Origin of the sequence: Bacteroides sp. 90-K9/2 (assembly GCF_047310725.1) — a bacterium.
Lineage (GTDB): Bacteria > Bacteroidota > Bacteroidia > Bacteroidales > Bacteroidaceae > Bacteroides > Bacteroides vicugnae.
Genome location: NZ_JBCGVL010000001.1, coordinates 817,689 through 839,138, shown reverse-complemented (window position 1 = coordinate 839,138; position 21,450 = coordinate 817,689). Strand labels below are relative to the sequence as shown.

Sequence of the window (21,450 nt, the reverse complement as noted above, 5' to 3'; positions counted from 1 at the left end):
CTGTTTTTATATAAATTACGGCTTTTGCTACCATTTTCACGGATAACCCTGTCTTTGCATTAAATCTTTCATATATATAGTCGTTTTTTGAGTGTTTTGTTTTCCATATTCGTAATATAGGAAGTTAAATCAATTAAAAGAAGCATTATGAATAAATATTTTCTTGTTGTTTTGTTATCTCTGTTCATGCAGACTACCCGAGTTGCAGCAGCTCCTTGGCAGTGGTCAGTAGAAATAAAAGAGCTGATTTCAGAAGAAACAAACGCCCACCCGTCTGCTTATCTGTGGATACCGGAAAACTGCAAACAAGTCCGTGCCGTCATCGTCGGGCAACATAATATGACCGAAGAGACAATTTTCGAACATTCCGGATTCCGGGAAAATATGGCAAAACTTGGGATTGCAGAGATATGGATAACTCCCGGAATAGACCAACGATGGGACGTGACAAAAGGTACCCAGCAAATCTTTGAAACAATGATGAAGAACCTGTCTGAAATAAGCGGGTATACAGAACTGGAGTTTGCCCCGGTCATCCCTATCGGACACTCGGCAATGGCTACTTATCCGTGGAACTTTGCCGCTTGGAATCCCGAACGTACATTGGCCGTACTTTCTATTCACGGTGATTCTCCCAGAACTCATTTGACAGGCTACGGAAGTGCAAATTTGGATTGGGGAAACCATACGATTGAAGGTATTCCTTCATTAATGGTAATGGGGGAGGACGAATGGTGGGAAGACCGATTGATAACTTCCTTCGATTATCGCCGTGAATATCCGAATGCTCCCCTTTCATTCCTTGCAGATGCAGGACATGGACATTTCGATATATCCGATGAATTGATTGATTATCTTTCTCTCTTTCTGAAAAAGGCAGTGCAATACCGGTTGCCAAGCCATTTTCCATCGAATACTCCGGTTCTGTTAATTCCGGTAGAAGCAAAGAATGGATGGCTGGCAGACCGTTGGCGAAAGAATGAAAAGCCTACAGCCGAAGCCGCTTCCTATGATAAGTATAAAGGAGACAAGACCCATGCGTTTTGGTATTTTGATAAAGAAATGGCAGATGCCACAGAAAAATATTACGCCAATGAGCGTGGAAAGACAGAGCAGTACATCGGCTTTGAGCAAAAAGGAAAACTGATTACTTTCAATCCGAAATCCCATGTACGTATGTCTCCTTCTTTTCAACCCGAGGCGGACGGAGTTACTTTCCATTTGAAAGCTGTGTACACAGATACGTTAAGGAACGAATATTCTCAAAAACACAGTACACGTCCCATTCGAATGTCGAGAATCTGCGGTCCGGTGGAAGTGGTGAATGATACAACTTTTACTGTACGTTTCTATCGGATGGGATTGGATAATCCTAAACGCACAGGAAGCATCTGTCTGATGGCTTCCGTAAAACAGGATCATAGCTACCGGAGTGCCGTTCAGCAGGTAGAAATTCGTATTCCTTACCGGAATAAGGAAGGAATACCCCAACGTATTATTTTTCCGAAACTATCCGATGTAAAGGCTTCAGTGAAAGAAATAACTTTGAAAGGAACTGCTGACTCCGGTCTTCCGGTTTACTATTATGTAAAAGAAGGACCGGCAGAAATAAAGGGGGATAAATTGGTATTGACTAAAATTCCTCCGCGTGCAAAATTTCCGGTAAAGGTGACAGTGGTAGCTTGGCAATATGGACGTAGCGGGGAACCTAAAGTGCAGACTGCTGAAGCAGTGGAGCGAAGCTTTTACATTACTGCCCGTTAGTTTGACAAAGAGATTGTTCAAGGAGTCAGAGTACCAATTCCTTGAACAATCTTTCCAAAGTCCTATCCAAATCAGCGGAGAATCCCGGATGCGGGCGGGACACCTGTATGCAGGAACTTTTTACTGCGGTCAGCCAACGAAATCTGTCAGGAATATCCATATTGGCTATAGCTCCTCCCTCTTTATTTCCCATGCATATCTTGTCAAAGACCTGTAACCCTTCTTTCAGGCAATTAATATCCAGTTCGGAAGAAAACAGTTTTAGTTTGTTCTCATCTATCGTATAGAGGGATTTCAGGTATTTGGCTTGTTTGGAAAACAATACAATCCCCATATTGATAAACTCCTCCCGTTCTACTTTAGGAACGAAACGGATGACTGCGTATTCATATAAGTGCCTTTCTTGCATTTTGCGCTTCATTTACAAATGTTTCGGAATGCTTAATCCTTTCTTCTAAGAATTGAATATAAATCTCTCTCAAATCCTGTGGAGTTTCTGTACCTTCCGTCCAGTTCAACCAGTCGTCGGGAATAGCATTGACTATCTCACGGATTTTATCAGAAGTTAATATCTGTCTGAATTCGATATCTACTTCTTCCAGTTTATCGGCAAACGGCAATAATACATGGTCTTTTATCTGTACAAAAGGAACCAGTGCCTGTTTTTGCCAGTTAGTCCAGGAATGGTGGAAATAAAGAGAAGCCCCATGATCAATCAACCATAGTTCTTTGTGCCACATCAGCATATTGGTATTTTTAATGGTACGGTCTACGTTAGTCAGCAAGGCATCCAGCCATACCACTTGCGAAGCCGTTTTCCCATCTACTTGATGTACTATCGGATCAAAAGTCAATGAACCGGAAAGGAAATGCAATCCCATATTCAGTCCGCGACTCCATTGAAGTAAATCCTGTATCTCTTCGTCCGCTTCCGTCCGCCCGAAGGCCTCGTCCAGATTCAGAAAAACTATTTCGGGAACTCTGAACCCCAGTGCACGGGCTATCTCCCCACCAATCAGTTCGGCAATCAGCGCTTTTGTTCCGTGTCCTGCCCCTCTGAATTTGACTACATACTTAAATTCATCGTCAGCTTCGGCCAAAGCAGGCAATGAACCTCCCTCACGCAGAGGAAGAATATATCTTGTGACATTTGCCGTACGTAAATCCATGTAGCTCCTTTCTTTGATTTGGGGAATAAAGATAGGACGTTTCAGATGAATTTTATAAGAAAGTGGGCTTTAAATTAAAGAATTGTAGCTTAATTAAATAATTTTGTAGCTTTGAGTGTTTGAGGCACCTTGTTCGTATCTTATAGGTAAAAGATAGAAATAGTATGAATAAGAAAATTTTAGTTACGGCAATCTTGTTTGGTTCATTGACAGTATCGGGTATAGTGTCAGCTCAATCTGTATATCCCGGTCAACATCAGGGAAAGTTGAAAAAGGAAACAGTGGCTCCCCTTCAAGCAGAAAGTTTTGATTTGAAAGACGTCCGCTTGTTGCCAAGTCGTTTCCGTGATAATATGCTTCGGGATTCTGCCTGGATGACTTCAATAGATGTGAATCGCCTGCTGCATAGCTTCCGTACCAATGCCGGTGTATTTGCCGGACGTGAGGGCGGTTATATGACAGTGAAAAAACTCGGTGGTTGGGAATCTTTGGATTGCGAACTTCGCGGACATACTACCGGACATATGCTTTCGGCACTTGGTTTGATGTACGCAGCTACCGGTAGTGAGATATTCAAGCTGAAAGGTGATAGCTTGGTCAATGGATTGGAAGAAGTGCAGAATGCATTAAAAAACGGATATTTGAGTGCTTGGCCTGAAGAATTGATAAACCGGAACATCCAGGGAAAAAGCGTATGGGCTCCCTGGTATACGCTGCATAAACTTTTTTCCGGGCTGATAGACCAATACCTGTATGCGGATAACAAGAAAGCATTGACTATCGCCACCCGAATGGGTGACTGGGCATACAATAAGCTGAAACCTCTTAGTGAAGAAACACGTAAGCTTATGATCCGCAATGAATTTGGCGGTATCAATGAGTCATTCTACAATTTGTACTCAATCACGGGAGATGAACGTTATCGTTGGCTGGCGGAATATTTCTACCACAATGACGTAATCGACCCGTTGAAAGAACTTCGTGACGACTTGGGAACGAAGCATACCAATACATTTATCCCGAAAGTGATAGCCGAAGCCCGCAACTACGAATTAACCCGCAACGAGACAAGCAGGAAACTTTCGGAATTCTTCTGGCATACCATGATTGACCATCATACTTTCGCCCCGGGATGCAGCAGTGATAAAGAACACTACTTTGACCCGAATAAGTTATCCCAACATCTGACCGGTTATACCGGGGAAACCTGTTGTACCTATAATATGCTCAAACTTTGCCGCCATCTTTTCTGCTGGACGGGCGATTCATCTATTGCGGATTATTACGAAAGGGCATTGTACAATCATATCTTGGGACAACAAGATCCCGAAACGGGTATGGTGGCTTATTTCCTGCCTTTGCTTTCCGGTTCTCATAAACTATATAGCACAAAAGAGAACTCTTTTTGGTGTTGCGTAGGCAGTGGATTTGAGAATCACGCAAAGTTTGGAGAAGCCATCTATTATCACAACAATCAAGGAATATATGTAAATCTGTTTATCCCCTCACAGGTAATCTGGAAAGAGAAGGGACTGACCATCCGTCAAGAAACGGAGTTTCCACAAGAAGAAACAACACGTTTCACTTTCCGGGCAGAGAATCCCGTTCGCACCACTGTTTATCTGCGTTATCCTTCATGGAGCAAAGATGTGAAAGTGCTGGTGAACGGTAAGAAAGTATCTGTAAAGCAGAAACCGGGCTCTTATATCGCCATTACCCGTGAATGGAAAGATGGCGATCAAATTTCGGCTACTTATCCGATGCAAATCAAACTGGAATCTACTCCGGATAATCCGGACAAGGCAGCTCTGTTATATGGTCCGCTAGTATTGGCGGGAGAACGGGGAACAGAGGGTATGCAGGCGCCTGCTCCTTTCTCTAATCCTGCTCTTTACAATGATTATTATACCTATGATTTTCGTGTCCCTGCCCATCTGCGCACTTCTTTGAAACTGGATAAAAAGCATCCCGAACGTGCTTTGCAGCGGGTAGGAAGTGATTTGAAGTTTACGACAGAACAAGGAGATGTGATTCGTCCGCTATATGATTTGCATCACCAGCGCTATGTCGTATATTGGGATTTGCAATCAGAATAAAGTCTATTTAAATAAAGTATATCAAGAATTAAGAAACATAAAAACGAATGATAAGATGAACGGTCGCTTATTAATTACTGCTTTATTAAATATCTGCTTTCTTACCGTTTCCTCCAAGGGATTATCCGGTCAGGAAAGCCAGGATGTTTTTTCTTCCTTCTATGGTAGTCCGGTTGTTTCACCAACAGTTATGAAAGGTAATTTATTAGTCGTAAAACAAGGCCGTATTAACATTGGGAATGGCTTTCTGTATTATGAAGAAGCAGGTCAGGGTGAGCCGATTATTTTTGTTCATGGTCATTCGCTTGACCATCGTATGTGGGACGAACAGTTTTCGGTGTTTGCGAAAAAGTATCATGTCATTCGCTATGATTTAAGAGGATATGGTCTTTCTTCTTCCCAAACCGAAGATTATCAATTTACGCATGCTGAAGATTTGGTTACGTTGATGGATTCCTTACACATCCAAAAAGCGCATATTGTCGGACTTTCTTTGGGTGGCTTTATTACCGCCGATATGTTGGCGTACTTTCCGGAACGAATGTTATCCGCTTTTTTAGCCAGTGGAAACATAAGAAAATCGAAAGGTCCGAGTGAACCTATGACGAAAGAAGAAGCCATGAGACGTGAGGAAGAGATTGCTGCATTGAAAGAGAAAGGAGTGGAGGTGATGAAGAAGGAGTGGTTTGAAGGACTGATGAAATCCGGAGGAACCCAACGCGAACGGATGCGTGCGCCTCTATGGCAAATGATTGACGAATGGGATGCATGGCAACCGTTACATAAGGAAGTGCGCGTGGTAGCTGGTTTGGATGCTATTGAGATGCTGAAAAAGAACCACCCTGCCGTACCAGCTTTGATTGTGGAAGGTCACTCGTCTGGTAACCGGTTCTCAAAGGAACCTCAAATTTTGAATTATCTTCCGAATGGAAAGCTGAAAGTGATCGAAGATTGCGGACATATGATGAATATGGAGCGTCCGGAAGAGTTTAATGCGGCTTTAGAAGATTTTTTATTTAGATTACATTGAGTAAATAATTTAATCCCTTCGTATTTGTCTATGTGCATATGGTAAATACGAAGGGATGACTTTTTTTATTAGAAGTACTTCCTTTTGGAGATTTTTATGTAAGTTTGTCACATGTTTAATATGAAAAAGCCCATTGTAGGTGAAAGACACGATTAAATATCTGATTCTTCTAATAATATATTTGGTTTGTGGGGTCAATCTACAAGCCCAGGATTACACGTTCCGTAATGTCGTGATGTCCGACGGCCTTTCCGGGCTGTTGGTGAATGCTATTTATAAAGATTCAGAGGGCTTTGTCTGGTTAGGAACGGATAATTGTCTCGACCGTTTTGATGGAGTAAAAGTACGCCATTTTGAATTCCGGGGCATTGAATCAGGAAGAAAGAAACGGGTAAACAGCGTTACAGAAACAGCCAACAGGCAACTGTGGGTGGGAAATGGAATCGGACTTTGGCGATTGGACCGTACAAACAGCCAATTGGAAAGAATTGTCCCCGAAAAGATTGATTTTGCCGTGAATGCTTTGTTGGCTAATGAGGATATTCTTTATATTGGCACGGAGAAAGGCTTGTTTATTCATAAAGACGGTCAATTACTACAGGTTTTGACAGATCGGAATATGCTTGCCGCCTGTAACAGAATCATGGATATTTGTTTAAATGAAGATCAAACCGTATTATGGCTGGCTACTGTGCAGGGACTGTTTTCTTATTCGCTGAAAGACGGAAAGATTGATTCCTGGCATTTTCAAGAGAATGTGCCCGAAACAGATTATTTCCGTTGTTTGACCCGTATCGGAGAAACGCTCTATCTAGGTACAATGAGCCAAGGTGTAGTACGTTTCGATATAAAAAAGGAAACATTCTCTCATGCGGTATCTTTAGGCTGTGATGTCATTTCTGATATTTCCAGCGATGGAAAAGAGACCGTATATATAGCTACTGACGGTAATGGCGTCCATTTCCTCTCACATAAAGACCAACAAGTGACACGCCGCTTCTACCACGATGTCAATGATAAGGAAGGAATTCGCAGTAATTCTATTTATTCCTTACTTGTAGATGATAGAGGTGCTGTCTGGGTGGGACATTTTCAGGCAGGATTGGATTATTCACTCTATCAGAACGGACTTTTCCGTACGTATGCCTATCCGCCTTTGTTCAATTCGGCAAACCTCTCCATTCGTTCTTTCGTAAACCGAGGGCAAGAGAAGGTTATCGGTTCACGCGATGGTTTGTTTTATATAAATGAGGTTTCCGGAGTCGTGAAGAGTTTTGTAAAACCCGTTTTGACTTCGGATCTGATACTGACAATCAGCTTCTATCAAGGAGAATATTATATAGGTACGTATGGTGGCGGTATGATGGTACTGGATCCGGGAACGTTATCTCTTAAATATTTTGCACAAGGAGATACGGAGCTTTTTCAAAAGGGACATATATTCTGTGTGAAACCGGATGCGAAAGGAAATCTTTGGATAGGGACTTCACACGGACTCTTCTGTTATAACGGACAGACCAAACAGATCAAACACTTTACCAGTGCTAACTCCCAACTGCCGGAGGGCAATGTGTATGAAGTAAGCTTTGATTCTACGGGTAAAGGATGGATTGCTACCGAAACCGGTATGTGTATTTATGATCCGGCTTCTCAAAGTTTACGTTCTAATGTGTTTCCGGAGGGATTCGTTCATCGGGATAAGGTGCGTACGATCTACGAAGATGCTGAACACAACCTCTATTTTATCCGTGAGAAAGGGAGCTTGTTTACATCTACTTTAACGATGGATCGTTTCCGGAATCGCTCTATCTTTTCTACTCTTCCGGACAATTCGCTGATGTCTGTTATAGAAGATAACCAAGGCTGGCTGTGGGTAGCTTGCAATGATGGATTGTTGCGTATTAAAGAAGAGGGAGAGGAGTATGATGCTTTCACTTTCAATGATGGAGTGCCGGGACCAACTTTTACGAATGGAGCCGCTTATAAAGATGAAAAAGGACTATTGTGGTTTGGTAACACCAAAGGACTGATTTATGTCGATCCGAAACGTGTGGACGAAGTGCGTGGCAAGGTTCGTCCGATCGTATTTACCGATATACTGGCTAATGGCGTTCCTTTCACCAGCTCCTCTTTGAAATACAACCAGAATAATTTGACTTTCTGTTTCACTGATTTTGCCTATGGTCTGCCGTCTGCCTTACTATATGAATATAGACTGGAGGGAGTGGACAAGGACTGGAAACTATTGGCTGCACAGAACGAAGTTTCCTATTACGGACTTTCTTCCGGAACTTATACTTTCCGTGTACGTCTTCCGGGAAATGAGCAGTCGGAAGCTATCTGCCGAGTGACAGTACGCTCTATGATACCCTGGTGGGGATGGGGATTTTCCATTTTATTAATTGTAGGAATTATAGCCTTTATACGATATTATGTCTGGAAACGTATGCGTCGTTTACTTGCTTCTTCTGCTGTTGAAGAGAAATATAAGACGAATAGACTGACCGAAGAGGAATGTAAAGAACTTCATAAGAAACTGGTGGCTTATGTGGAGAAAGAAAAGTCATATATCAATCCCGACTTAAAAATGGGTGACTTGGCTTCTGCTTTGGATACTTCTTCACACTCATTATCGTATCTTTTGAACCAGTATCTAAATCAGTCTTACTATGACTTTATCAATGAATACCGCGTTACCCAATTCAAAAAGATGGTAGCGGATAGTCAATATTCCCGCTATACCTTGACTGCACTGGCAGAACTTTGTGGTTTTAGTTCACGTGCTTCTTTCTTCCGTTCATTTAAAAAGAGTACGGGAGTTACTCCGAATGAATACATCCGTAGTATAGGCGGAACAGCCAAAGAAGAGTAACTTTTCGACTTATTATCTCTGAAATCTATTTTGCACCCATATTCCCTTCACCCCTTCACTTCTTCCTGTTCGTCGGGGATAGAGGGTGAAGGCTCCCGATTCACTAAGTGACTTTCTTTCTTCCGCTTATTTCTTTCCATAATCTATTAATAGATAAGTTCTTCTTCTCCCTATATAAACTTCTTTTGGTCCTATTGCAAAGTTGTTTTTTATGGGGAGTAATCTATAAACGCAAGCTTTGTTTTTATAAATGCAACTTGCGTTTATAAAAACAAAGCTTGCAATTATATAATTGAAGCTTGCATTTATAGTTTACCCTTAATCAAATGTAACTTTGCAATAAGTGCAAAGCAAGTTTATCTTTAATGAAATGAAAGTTTTCTCTTAATGTTTATGTTTCATCAAAGCCGTTGATGAGACAATGAATCGGTAAGATCATGAAATGGTGAGATTGAAAAGGAGAGAAAGGTAAGGGCAAACAGGTGTAAGTGGAGCAAAAATGCGTAGATTTTAGTGTATGGAGTCTCATTTTATAAAGTGATACTCTATTTGATGCGAATGTAAATTGTTGATAATGAGAAGAATGTATTTAAATAAGTCTAACTAGATTCGTTGAGATTGATCTGCTTTATTTTCTGGCTGTTATATCCGAAATCCCCTCTATATTTGCATCGTGATCAAAACCGAAAAAGATAGTATTATGGAGACAATAGCTAACACTTCCGACAACATTATCACCCGTGCTTATGAAGAATATTATCAGGTGATTCTTACCTATATTACTTATCGTATCACTCATCGCTACGAAGCAGAGGATCTAACCCAAGATGTATTTGTACGTCTGTTGGACTACAAACAAATGCTCCGTCCGGACACTGTGAAATATTTTCTGTTCACTATTGCCCGCAATATTGTAATCGACTATATCCGTCGTTATTATAAGAAGCAGGAGATAGACAGCTACATCTATGATACTATGTCTACTTCTACCAATGAAACCGAAGAAAAAATTATCGGTGATGATTTAATGGCAATGGAACGGACCCGTTTGGCTGCCATGCCCGAACAACGTCGGTTAATTTATACATTAAGCCGTTTTGAAAATAAAACTTCTCCGGAAATCGCTAATGAACTGAATCTAAGTTGTAGGACGGTAGAAAACCACCTATTCCTTGGACGTCGTGAAATGCGCGAATTCTTCCGAAACTGTATATAATCTTATTCATTAATAAATAACCCTTTGTGCTTATGGAAAAGGAGTCAGAATTTACAAAGAGGCACCTGTATGCCTTCCCTTATTTTAGAGAACAAAAATTTAATACTATTTTTAAACCTCAAATTTAATTTTATGAATGATATCTTAAAGTGTTCGCCGAAGAGATTTTTATTTTCAATGGTGGTTGCTTCTGCGTTATTGACAGGAATACCCCAAAATACCTATGCGGAAGTTGATAGGTCGCAAACTGTTATGCAGACGGTGACAGTAAAGGGGACTGTGTTAGATGCAAATAATGAGCCGATAATCGGTGCTAGTGTGTTGATGAAGGGGACTACTAATGGTACAATTACGGATATAGACGGAAACTTTATACTTAGTAATGTCAATCCGGGAACATTGGTTATTTCTTATATTGGCTATAAAACAAAAGAAGTTAATGTGAACGGTAGCGCACCTGTGAAAATTACATTGCAAGAAGATTCTGAAGTATTGGATGAAGTGGTAGTAGTGGGTTATGGTACCCAGAAAAAATCTTCATTAACAGGTGCTGTTGCAGTTGTAGGAGCTAAAATGCTTCAGGAAAAAGGAGGACTGTCTAGCCCATTGGAAGCTCTACAAGGACAGGTGCCTGGTGTTATGATAACTCGTAGTTCCTCTGCTCCGGGTGATGAAAGCTGGGGATTAAGTTTGCGCGGATCAGTATCAGTGAACAGTACAGAACCATTAATAATAATTGATGGGGTAGCGTATGAAAGTGTGAATGAGCTTCGTCTGCTGAATCCTAATGATATTGAATCAATGAACTTTTTGAAAGATGGTGCCGCTGCAATCTATGGTTCTCGTGCTGCTGGTGGTGTTGTCTTAATAACTACAAAGAAAGGCGCTGAAGGTAAAGTGAAAGTAGAATATAGCGGTAGCGCTACTTTGAAAACTGTTGGTTTGATGGCTTCTGCCATGAATATTGATCAATGGGCAGATGGGGTAATGACAGCATTGACGAACGATAAAAACACGTCTAATGTCTGGTATACTTATGCGGAATTGGCAAAGAAATATAAAGGGTCATATCTTGATATGCGCTATAGTCCTAACCCGTTCGGTTCGACCAACTTTACGGATGTTGCAGATTTTGTGTTCACAGATGATGTAAATTGGCTGGATACGCTTTTTGGTGATACATGGAGTACGGAGCATAGTTTAAGTGTTTCCGGTGGTTCAGAAAAATCATCTTATCGTATTTCGATGAGTTATCTTTATGATGGTTCTACATTGCAATTTGGTGACAATAACAACAAGCGTTATAACTTTCGTATGAATAATACATATAAGTTTACAAAGAACCTGAAACTGGACTCTTCTATTTCGTACAATCGGCAGGAACAGGTTGCTCCGACACAGATTGAGTCAGCTTTATCCGCTACTTTGCCTATGCCGGGACTTCCATTTGAGTCCTTAAATGGAAAACCGTATGCATGGGGAACATGGGGATCTCCTGCGGCTATTGTTAGTAATGGTGGTAATAATAAACTCTCTGTTTCTGCTATATCATTAAGCGAGACATTGAATTATCAGATTTTAGATTGGTTATCCGCTAATGCTAATGTTGGATATAGTACGAGTACGGCATCCCGTAATAAAACAACAAATTCAGTCACTTTTTATAATTATATGGGTGATGTAGAAGTGCGGACAGATCCAACGCAAGCAAACTCAACTTACACTCAGACAAGTTCGAGAACTGATTTTTATTCAGTTTCCGGTTATTTGGCAGCTAATAAAACATTTGCGCAAAAACATAAGTTGAATTTGACATTGGGTGCACAATATGAATTTAAGGAGTATACTTATTTTGGAGTGATGGTGAAAGATATTCAGAATGGTATGGAAATAGTAAACGGTTCGGGTGATGTGACTTTGACCGGTGATGAAAAGAAATATCAAAATGCGAATCTTTCTTATTTTGGACGTTTTAATTATGATTATGATGGGCGTTACTTGCTGGAACTGAATGGACGTTATGATGGTTCTTCTAAGTTCTTGCCGGAAAACCGTTGGGATCTCTTTTATGGTGTTTCATTGGGTTGGCGTATAAAAGAAGAATCTTTTTTGCAGAAGGTTGATTGGTTAAGTGATTTGAAGCTACGTCTTTCTTATGCAGAAGTCGGTAATCAGAGTGGCATTGGAAACTATGACGGAGTACAACTTTATAATTTGGTTGCAGCAGGTGATGATGGCGCATATATAGGTTCTAATAAACTTTCTTATATAAAAACGAACGGAACTCTGGCTTCTACAACACGTAGTTGGGAACGCATAAAAAATTATAATGTTGGTGTTGATTTTGGTTTTCTGAATGGTAGTTTGACTGGTTCTGTCGAGGCTTTTATGAAGCAGAACAATAATATGTTAGTTAGTGTCACTTTCCCGGGAACGTTAGGAGATTCTGCTCCGAAAGCGAATGCCGGAAAGTTTAAAGGATGGGGATATGAAGGTCAACTTAACTATCGTAACAGGATTGGAGATGTAAACTATCACATAGGTGGCACTTTTACTTTTGCCCGTAATGAATTAGTGGATTACGGTGGTACAACAGTTTTAAAGTCAGGATATGTACAAACACAACAAGGTTATCCTCTGAATTCAATTTTCGGTCTGCGTTACGGTGGCAAGATTCAGAATGAAGAACAGTTGGCTGCCTACAAGACAAAGTATTATAATAATAATGGAATTGGTATGCCATCGAATCTGCGTGTAGGTGACAATATGTATTGTGACGAAAACGGAGACGGTGTATTAGATGAAAAAGACTATATCTATCTGGGCAGTGACACTCCTGAAATCTCTTATTCTTTCAATTTTGGGGCAGACTATAAAGGATTTGATATCAACGTTGTTTTTCAGGGAGCTGCCAATCGTTTTGTTTATCGTCCGATTGATAATTGGACAGTGCCGTTCCGTAGCAATTATACCAATACAAGCACTGCTTCTCTTGGCAATACATGGAGTGAAAATAACCGGGATGCTTACTATGCCCCATATACCAATGAAAGTAATATCAATAATTACAATTATCAGGCATCCTCTTTGACAGCACAAGATGGTCGTTATCTTCGTCTGAAGAATGTAACAATCGGTTATACTTTTCCTGCTAAGTTGTTGAATAAAACAAAAGTAATATCAGGGGCCCGTATATATCTGACGGGAGCTGATTTGTGGGAAACTACCAAAATAAAAGATGGATGGGATCCTGAAGCATCTGCTCGTGATACCAATAATACCACTCAGGCAGCTAAGGGGGTGAAACGTTATCCGTTCACTCGTAACTTTACTATCGGAGCTAATTTAACCTTTTAAATAATTGATGATATGAAATTAAAACAATATATAAAAGCCGCATGTCTTTTTTCTTTCGTAGCAGTGACAACTTCCTGTATGGATTTGGAACCATTGTCGGATTTGGGAGATAATTTGGTGTGGGACAACGCTGCCAACTTTCAGCTGTTTGCTAACCAGTTTTATAGTTGGCCTCATGATTTTGACCGTGCTGTGTCAGATGAACCTCATAGTGATTACCGTTCTGATTTAGTGGCAGGTTCATCCATGAATGTATATAGCCAGGGTACAAATGCTATTCCTGCTACAGATGCTAATTACACCAAACTATATAAACGTATTTACTATACTAACCTATTGTTGAAGAATGCAGAAAGTTTTGATGTACCGGCGGATATTATAGTACCTGTAGCCGAAGCTAAATTTTTCCGTGCATATAGTCATTTCGAATTAGTACAGCTTTATGGTGACGCTATCATTCTTACGGAACCTTTGGACTTGGATTCTGAAAAACTTTACGGCAAACGTAATGATCGTGGTGAGGTGATTGACCAGGTGATTAAGGATTTGAAGGATGCAGTTGGCGGCTTACCTGAAACATCATCGGAGGCGGGACGATTGAATAAATATATCGCATATGCCATGTTGTCACGCGTAGCATTGTATGAAGGTACTTGGCAGAAATTTCACACTAACGGCAAAGATGCCACCTCAAATACTTCCCGTAGTACGGAATTGCTGACTATTGCGAAGGATGCCGCCAATGAAGTAATTAAAGGTGGTAAATATCAGTTGTTCTATAATGAAAAACTGGGTAATGAGAGCTATCGCTATATGTTCACATTAGAAGATGGTGCACAATGTAATCCGGCAAATCTTTCGAAGAGTGACAATACAGAATATATCTTTGTGAAACGTCATCGTAATGGAGATAAAACTGCATGGAACCTGACTCATGGTATGGTGGCAAATGCTTGCTATGTAACCCGTAAATTGGCGAATATGTATCTTTGTTCTGATGGGTTGCCTATTGGTAAGTCATCCAAATTCCAGCAATATGCCGGTGTGACTGATGAATTCCAAAATCGGGATAACCGCATGGGCAATAATATGCTATATCATGGACAACAATACTGGAATAATGACGGTAAATGGCGCACAACTTGGACGGATGCTGATTTAACAAGTAGCCTGACTGCTAATGTACGTTCGGGTAGTGGATATCAAAACCGTAAATGGGGTACTGAACGCCAGGTGGAAGATTATTACGAATCTTATGATTTCCCGGTTATCCGGTATGCAGAAGTATTGTTGAATTATGCGGAAGCTGTTTATGAATTGAATGGTACTATTACAGATTCAGAATTAGATTATTCATTGAATAAGGTTCGTCTTCGTGTCAATCCAAGTATGCCTAAGTTGAGTAGTACATTAGTTTCGGCAAACAATCTTTCAATGCGTGAAGAAATACGCCGGGAACGTACTGTAGAACTGGTATTGGAAGGTTTTCGCATTGATGACTTAAAGCGTTGGGCTACAGCTCCTGATGAAATGCCACAAGATATGCTTGGTGTGCAAGTGACAGATACTTGGTTTGAAACAAACTGGACAGATCATAAACGTTCACTTAGTTCTGACGGTTGTCTTATTCTTTATAGTGATCGTACTTGGAATGATAAACTTTATCTTTACCCGCTGCCTTCTGACCAATTACAGTTGAATCCGCAGTTGGAACAGAACCCTGGTTGGAAGAACTAAGATGTGTTATTGTAATAATGAATAAAAGAGAAAACGTATGAAACAGATATTAAAATATGGGCTGGGTTGTCTTTTTATGACAGCAGTTGTTTCCACATTTTTTTCATGTGATGATAATGATGAGGTATCCCCACTTTCTAAAGCGATTTATCCTGCGTCGGTTGAAATGATTATTTCTGAAGATTTGCAGCAGTTTATCTATATTGATGATACGAAAGTCAAGGTACTTCCTTTAGTAAAAGGAGAGAAAGTGGAATTGGGATATAGTATAACACCTGATGACGTAACTTATAAGGAGGTGAATTGGACTTCCAGTAATGAAAATGTGGCCACGGTGGATGCCAGTGGTACGGTAAATGCCGTCAGTGGTAATGGTACGGGCATTGCTGTAATTCAGGTTGCTCCAAGTGTTTATTATTCGGGTAGTGATGTGGCTAGTGCCTTGAAAGTGTTGGTTGTTAATTCATTGGTTAGTGCGGAAAGCATTACGATTAGTTCTGATGCGGATAATGTATATGCAGGAGAGACATTGCAACTTTCAGCAGCAATTTTACCGTCTTCTGCTACTTATAAGACAGTGAAATGGTCAAGTTCTGATGAAACTGTAGCTACTGTGGATAAAGACGGACTTGTTACGGGACTGGATAGTGGCAAGGGCGCTGCTGTCACTGTTACTATCACTGCCACATCTTTGGACGGTGCAAATGTGATAGCTACTAAAGATATTATCGTGAATTCGATTGTACAACCGGAAGAGATTACCATCGATCAGAATTACTCATCAACTAATGGCTATGAATTTGCTATTGCAGAAAAGAGTGTAGCATTGAACTTTACTACAGTGCCGGAAAATTGTACTAAGTCATTGATAGAATGGACTTCAAGTGATGAAACAATTGCTACAGTGAAAGCTGGTGTTGTTACTTTCAATAAGAACGGTGTGTTTGGCAAGGTTACTATTACGGCTACCTGTCCGGAAACAGGAAATACTTCATCTATTGAATTGAATTTGGCAGAAGGTTTAATACGAGAGCTTTTCCGTGATAAAGATAATTGTACATGGTATTATGATCCAAACCAAGCGGCTTCATGGGAATGGCATGAAGGCTATATTACCATTACTCCTAAGACGGGTACAAAATGGCGCGGAGACTTTAAATGTTATGAAACATCCTGGTTGCATGCTGGTAATTATCCTATTTTTGCAATTCGTATGGATGATTTGAAGGATGTTGAAGGAGTGACTGCACGGAATATTAATCTGGATGGATCGAATGGCTCTTGTGAGGGCGCTAAATTCTCTGGTAATTTAGGTGGAAATAATAATAAGTGGCTGAATGATTATAAGTGCAGTGATGGTAGTCATGTCTTTATTTATGATATATCTACTCAGAAATGGGGATCAACGGATATACTACCGACGACTTCTGTTGCATCATTTAGTACTCTTACATTTAAATATGCCGATATAACCTCATCTTCTGCTACGCCGGTAAGTTATAATGTTTATTGGATACAGACATTCAAGACTGTACAAGATGTACAAGCATATGTTGAATCGGAAGGATTAACTTACGAAGTAATAAAATAATTGGAATAACAATCAAGGTTCAAAATAGATTCTTATGAATAAAAATATAATAAAGACGATAGGTTTAGCACTGCTGATAGCAGTGCAAACTTCTTGCCGTGAGAATGAATTCGGAGTAGTGGATTTGACACTTCCGGAAGGAGTATATGTTCCGGTAGAAGCAGAATATACCTATAATCATCCCTGTGCTATGTTTAATCAGGCTGATTTTGACCGCGTGAAGAATATGTTGGATGATGGGACTGCACCGCAAAAGGTAAAAGATGAATTTGAAAATCTAAAGAACTCGAGTTATGTTTCAGCTTCTTCATACAATCCGCAGCCGCAAACTAAGATTGTTCGTGGCGATGTGACCGGAACTGGTGTTAGTAATGAAAATTACAGTTATGCAATGAAGGATGCCGCAGCTGCTTATCAAATGGCACTTTTATGGAAGCTGACAGGTACTGAACAATATGCAAAGAATGTGATTAACATCTTGAATCAGTGGGCTGCGACCTGTACAGAAGTTACTTCCAATGATGCTAATCATAAACTGGCAGCAGGTGCACAAGGATATACTTTTGCCAATGCAGCAGAAATTATGCAAACTTACGATGGTTGGACAGAAGCGGATCAAACTACTTTTAAAACATGGATTGTGAAAGTATTCGCTTCTAAAAATAAAGATTTTCTGGACAACCACCAAGGTAGTAGTAACTGTGCTTTACATTACTGGTCGAATTGGGATTTGGTTAATATGTGTTCTTATCTGTCTATTGGTATTTTGACTGAAGATGATGATATGGTTAATTATGTCGTCAACTATTTTTATAATGGAGCTGGTAATGGAGCTTTAAATAATTTAATCCAGGGCACTCATATTGATCCATTGTCGAATGAAGAGATATGCCAGAATCAGGAGAGCGGACGTGATCAGGGACATGCTCAAATGTCGGCAGCTGTGACTGCTAATCTTTGCCAGATAGCTTATACATTCTATCAGGATAACAAAGATGTTTCCCGACTGGATTTCTTCGCAGCTAACAACAATGCAATTATGAAAATGGGTGAGTATGTAGCGCTTAGTAATGCAACGGATGGAATGAAGAATGACAATTCAGATGGTATTTGGTTGATTGATATTACAAAAATACCTTTTAAAGAGTATCAGTACTGTATAAATTGTACATGTAAAGATAAGAATCATGGGCAAGATCATAAAATGGTGTCTGATGATGGTCGTGGTGAAGTTCGTCCCGGATGGGAAATCTTTTACACCCACTATGCAAAGATCAAAGGATTAACTAGTGGTTATAAGTATGCTCAAATGCTGGCAGATAAGATGCGTCCTGAAGGTGGGGCAGGAGAGATTGCTAATCGTTATGGATCCAATAGTGGTGCTTTTGACCAATTAGGTTGGGCTACGTTGATGTTGTATCGTGAATAGAGTTAATATGACTTCTTAGATAAATAGAAAAAAGTTGTAAGGGGATTAGGTATTTACCTAATCCCCTTCGTATATATAAGCAAATAGGTCAGTAAATAGATTGCTTTAGAAAAAGAGATAACATTCAGTTTTCTGATAGATTAGTTTTATATAAGGTAGAAAGAACCTGTTTTTTAGGAATAACACTTGAATTTAGAAAAGAATTATTAGTTAGGTAGTATGCGTAAAAAGATTCTGTTTTTAGCAGGAATGATGGCTTGCTGTTCATTGGCAGGTGCACAAGAAATTTCTAAGACCTGGGTGGCTGATAAGGGAAACGGTACTTATCAGAACCCGGTTCTTCATGCTGACTATTCGGATCCGGATGTCTGTGCAGCCGGAGATGATTTCTATATGACAGCGTCCAGCTTTAATTGTATTCCGGGGATTCCTGTTCTTCATTCCAACGATTTGGTGAACTGGTCGTTGGTGAATTATGCACTACCGGTGCAGGAGCCGGAAGAATTTTTCGATAAGGCACAGCACGGTAAGGGAGTATGGGCGCCTTCTATCCGTTTCCATAACGGGGAATTTTATATCTACTGGGGTGACCCGGATTACGGAATCTACATGATAAAGACAAAAGACCCGAAGGGAAAATGGAGTACCCCCGTACGGGTAAAGGCTGGAAAAGGAATGATTGACCCGACGCCGCTTTGGGATGAAGATGGTAAGGTGTATCTTGTATATGCATATGCTGCCAGTCGTAGTGGAGTAAATAGTATTGCCGTGATCTGCGAGTTGAATGCCGAAGGTACGGAAGCTATTTCTGATCCGGTGATGGTATTTGACGGAAATGATGGAAAGAACCATACGGTGGAAGGCCCGAAACTTTATAAACGCAATGGATACTATTACATTTTTGCTCCGGCAGGCGGGGTAGCTACCGGTTGGCAGTTGGTTCTTCGTTCAAAGAATATCTACGGCCCCTACGAATCGAAGATTGTCATGGCACAAGGAAAGACAAATATCAACGGTCCTCATCAAGGCGGCTGGGTAGATACGAACACTGGAGAATCATGGTTCATTCATTTTCAAGATAAAGGAGCTTACGGACGTGTGATTCATCTGAATCCGATGACTTGGGTAAATGATTGGCCCGTAATCGGAGTAGACAAGGATAAAGATGGCTGCGGTGAACCTGTGACTACTTATAAGAAACCGAATGTGGGAAAGACATATCCGGTAGCTACTCCACCGGAAAGTGATGAATTCAATACCCGGCATTTGGGACTACAGTGGCAATGGCACGCTAATAAAAAAGACACTTACGGGTTCACTACTGACTTAGGATATATCCGTCTTTATGCAGGCAGCCTCTCAAAAGAATTTGTGAACTTCTGGGAAGTTCCTAACTTGTTGATGCAGAAGTTTCCGGCTGAAGAGTTTACGGCTACGACCAAGTTGACATTTACTGCCAAGCAGGACGGTGAACAAACCGGAATCATTGTGATGGGATGGGATTATAGTTATCTTTCCATTCGTAAGGCAGGAGATCAGTTTATTCTGCAACAAGCAGTCTGCAAGGATGCGGAACAGCAAAATCCCGAACAGATAAAAGAATTGGCAAACCTTCCAGTGGAACATCTGAAGATGCCGGGAGTAGCAGATAATGAGTGGCAAACAGTTTACTTACAAGTAAAGGTTCGTAAAGGAGCCGTTTGTACATTCGCTTATAGTCTGGACGGAAAGAAATATACGACAGTGGGAGAGCCTTTCACAGCCCGACAAGGCAAATGGATTGGAGCCAAAGTTGGAGTATTCTGCGTAACTCCGAATGACGGTAATCGCGGATGGGCAGATATAGACTGGTTCCGGATGACTGAATAAGTGGTGTATGATTAAGTAACTGATGAATGACTAAGTAATCGACAAAGAGAAATAAAGAATAAGAATTAACGCGAATATATTAAACGAAGATGAAAAAGATTGTAGTAGGTCTGGCTGTGATGTTAGGTTTTTGTACGTGTACTCACAAGCCATCCGGTACATTGGATGTGAATAAGGCATTGGACTACTGTGCGGCACAAGCACAGCGTACACTTACGGAACTGAAAACAGATTCCGGAATTGACTATACGATGATGCCGCGTAATATCATGGCTGACGAACATCACTGGAACTGCCGTAAAGCAACGAAAGAAGAATGGTGTGCCGGTTTCTGGCCGGGGGTGCTCTGGTATGATTACGAATATACACAGGATAAACATATTCTGGAAGAAGCTAAGAAATTCACGAACTCATTGGAGTTTCTTTCTCAAATTCCCGCCTATGACCATGACTTGGGATTCCTCGTGTTTTGCAGTTATGGAAATGGTTATCGTTTGACAAAGAATCCAGCTTATAAGAAAGTGATTCTGGATACTGCCGATTCTTTGTCTGCTCTGTTTAATCCGGTAGTGGGAACAATGCTTTCATGGCCTCGTGAAGTGGAACCGCGCAACTGGCCTCACAACACAATCATGGATAATATGATTAACCTTGAAATGTTGTTCTGGGCGGCGAAGAATGGTGGCAATCCTTATTTGTATGATATTGCCGTTTCTCATGCCGACAAAACAATGAAATGTCATTTCCGTCCTGATTATACTTCTTACCATGTAGCAGTATATGATACCATTACAGGGAACCTGATTAAAGGAGTCACTCATCAGGGATATGCCGACAGCACCATGTGGGCACGCGGACAAGCATGGGCAATCTATGGATATACCGTAGTCTATCGTGAAACGAAAGACCCGAAGTATCTTGATTTCGCGCAGAAGGTGACAGATGTTTATCTCGAACGTCTGCCCGAAGACAAAGTCCCTTATTGGGATTTCGATGACCCCTCTATTCCGAATGCCCCACGGGACGCCTCGGCTGCGGCAGTGGTGGCTTCCTCTTTGCTCGAATTATCTACTTATCTTCCGAATGGTACGGGCAAACGTTACAGGGATGCTGCGGTGGAAATGCTGACGAGTCTAAGTTCTGATAATTATCAGAGTGGAAAAAGTAACCCCTCTTTCCTGTTGCATAGTGTAGGACACTGGCCTGCTCATTCCGAGATAGATGCTTCTATTATTTATGCAGACTATTACTACATTGAAGCATTGCTTCGGTTGAAACGTCTGCAAGAAGGAAAGAATGTAATTAAATAAAGAAGATTTA

General features: G+C 40.7%; 12 protein-coding genes and 1 pseudogene. 11 read left to right on the top strand and 2 right to left on the bottom strand.

The annotated features are described in order from the left end of the window. The first annotated feature begins 147 nt into the window (after positions 1-147). Positions 148-1,764 carry a hypothetical protein gene (locus AAHJ11_RS03290; protein WP_320979032.1) on the top strand — a complete coding sequence of 539 codons (1,617 nt, stop codon included), beginning with the start codon at positions 148-150 and terminating at the stop codon, positions 1,762-1,764. 25 nt (positions 1,765-1,789) lie between these two features. On the opposite strand, the gene AAHJ11_RS03285 is transcribed toward AAHJ11_RS03290, so the two are convergent. Together AAHJ11_RS03285 and AAHJ11_RS03280 are read right to left on the bottom strand one after the other, a co-directional pair. Beyond that, complete coding sequence (locus AAHJ11_RS03285) at positions 1,790-2,173, bottom strand: DUF3037 domain-containing protein (protein ID WP_195649006.1); 384 nt, start codon at positions 2,171-2,173, stop codon at positions 1,790-1,792. Continuing rightward, on the bottom strand, positions 2,151-2,933 hold the full coding sequence (locus AAHJ11_RS03280; RefSeq protein ID WP_195358738.1) for a HipA family kinase: 783 nt from the start codon (positions 2,931-2,933) through the stop codon (positions 2,151-2,153). Before AAHJ11_RS03280 ends, AAHJ11_RS03285 begins: the two co-directional genes overlap by 23 nt. Before the next feature lie 164 nt (positions 2,934-3,097). Here AAHJ11_RS03280 and AAHJ11_RS03275 point away from each other — a divergent pair, with 164 nt between their 5' ends. The 10 genes and pseudogenes from AAHJ11_RS03275 (at position 3,098) to AAHJ11_RS03230 (ending at position 21,440) form a co-directional block, all read left to right on the top strand. Then, positions 3,098-5,029, top strand: coding sequence for a glycoside hydrolase family 127 protein (locus AAHJ11_RS03275; RefSeq protein ID WP_413579062.1), 1,932 nt, complete (start codon positions 3,098-3,100; stop codon positions 5,027-5,029). A 139-nt stretch (positions 5,030-5,168) separates the two neighbouring features. Beyond that, a pseudogene (locus AAHJ11_RS03270) lies at positions 5,169-6,059 on the top strand (alpha/beta fold hydrolase); the annotation flags it as partial. Between the two features lie 139 nt (positions 6,060-6,198). Continuing rightward, positions 6,199-8,931 carry a two-component regulator propeller domain-containing protein gene (locus AAHJ11_RS03265; protein ID WP_298045584.1) on the top strand — a complete coding sequence of 911 codons (2,733 nt, stop codon included), beginning with the start codon at positions 6,199-6,201 and terminating at the stop codon, positions 8,929-8,931. Between the two features lie 700 nt (positions 8,932-9,631). Beyond that, positions 9,632-10,147 (top strand): RNA polymerase sigma-70 factor, encoded by a 516-nt coding sequence (locus tag AAHJ11_RS03260; RefSeq protein ID WP_148366051.1) that lies wholly within the window; start codon positions 9,632-9,634, stop codon positions 10,145-10,147. Positions 10,148-10,216: 69 nt separating this feature from the next. Then, positions 10,217-13,504: a SusC/RagA family TonB-linked outer membrane protein gene (locus tag AAHJ11_RS03255; RefSeq protein WP_148366052.1), complete on the top strand. Its 3,288-nt coding sequence runs from the start codon at positions 10,217-10,219 to the stop codon at positions 13,502-13,504. Positions 13,505-13,516: 12 nt separating this feature from the next. Continuing rightward, the gene (locus AAHJ11_RS03250; protein WP_148366054.1) at positions 13,517-15,241 is read left to right on the top strand and encodes a RagB/SusD family nutrient uptake outer membrane protein; all 1,725 of its coding nucleotides are present in this window, start codon (positions 13,517-13,519) and stop codon (positions 15,239-15,241) included. 37 nt (positions 15,242-15,278) lie between these two features. Then, positions 15,279-16,832 carry an Ig-like domain-containing protein gene (locus AAHJ11_RS03245; RefSeq protein ID WP_320974286.1) on the top strand — a complete coding sequence of 518 codons (1,554 nt, stop codon included), beginning with the start codon at positions 15,279-15,281 and terminating at the stop codon, positions 16,830-16,832. Between the two features lie 34 nt (positions 16,833-16,866). Then, positions 16,867-18,261 carry an alginate lyase family protein gene (locus AAHJ11_RS03240; protein WP_298045587.1) on the top strand — a complete coding sequence of 465 codons (1,395 nt, stop codon included), beginning with the start codon at positions 16,867-16,869 and terminating at the stop codon, positions 18,259-18,261. Between the two features lie 219 nt (positions 18,262-18,480). Further along, positions 18,481-20,130 carry a glycoside hydrolase 43 family protein gene (locus AAHJ11_RS03235; RefSeq protein WP_320974285.1) on the top strand — a complete coding sequence of 550 codons (1,650 nt, stop codon included), beginning with the start codon at positions 18,481-18,483 and terminating at the stop codon, positions 20,128-20,130. A gap of 89 nt (positions 20,131-20,219) precedes the next feature. Beyond that, complete coding sequence (locus tag AAHJ11_RS03230) at positions 20,220-21,440, top strand: glycoside hydrolase family 88 protein (RefSeq protein WP_148366062.1); 1,221 nt, start codon at positions 20,220-20,222, stop codon at positions 21,438-21,440. Positions 21,441-21,450: the final 10 nt, after the last annotated feature.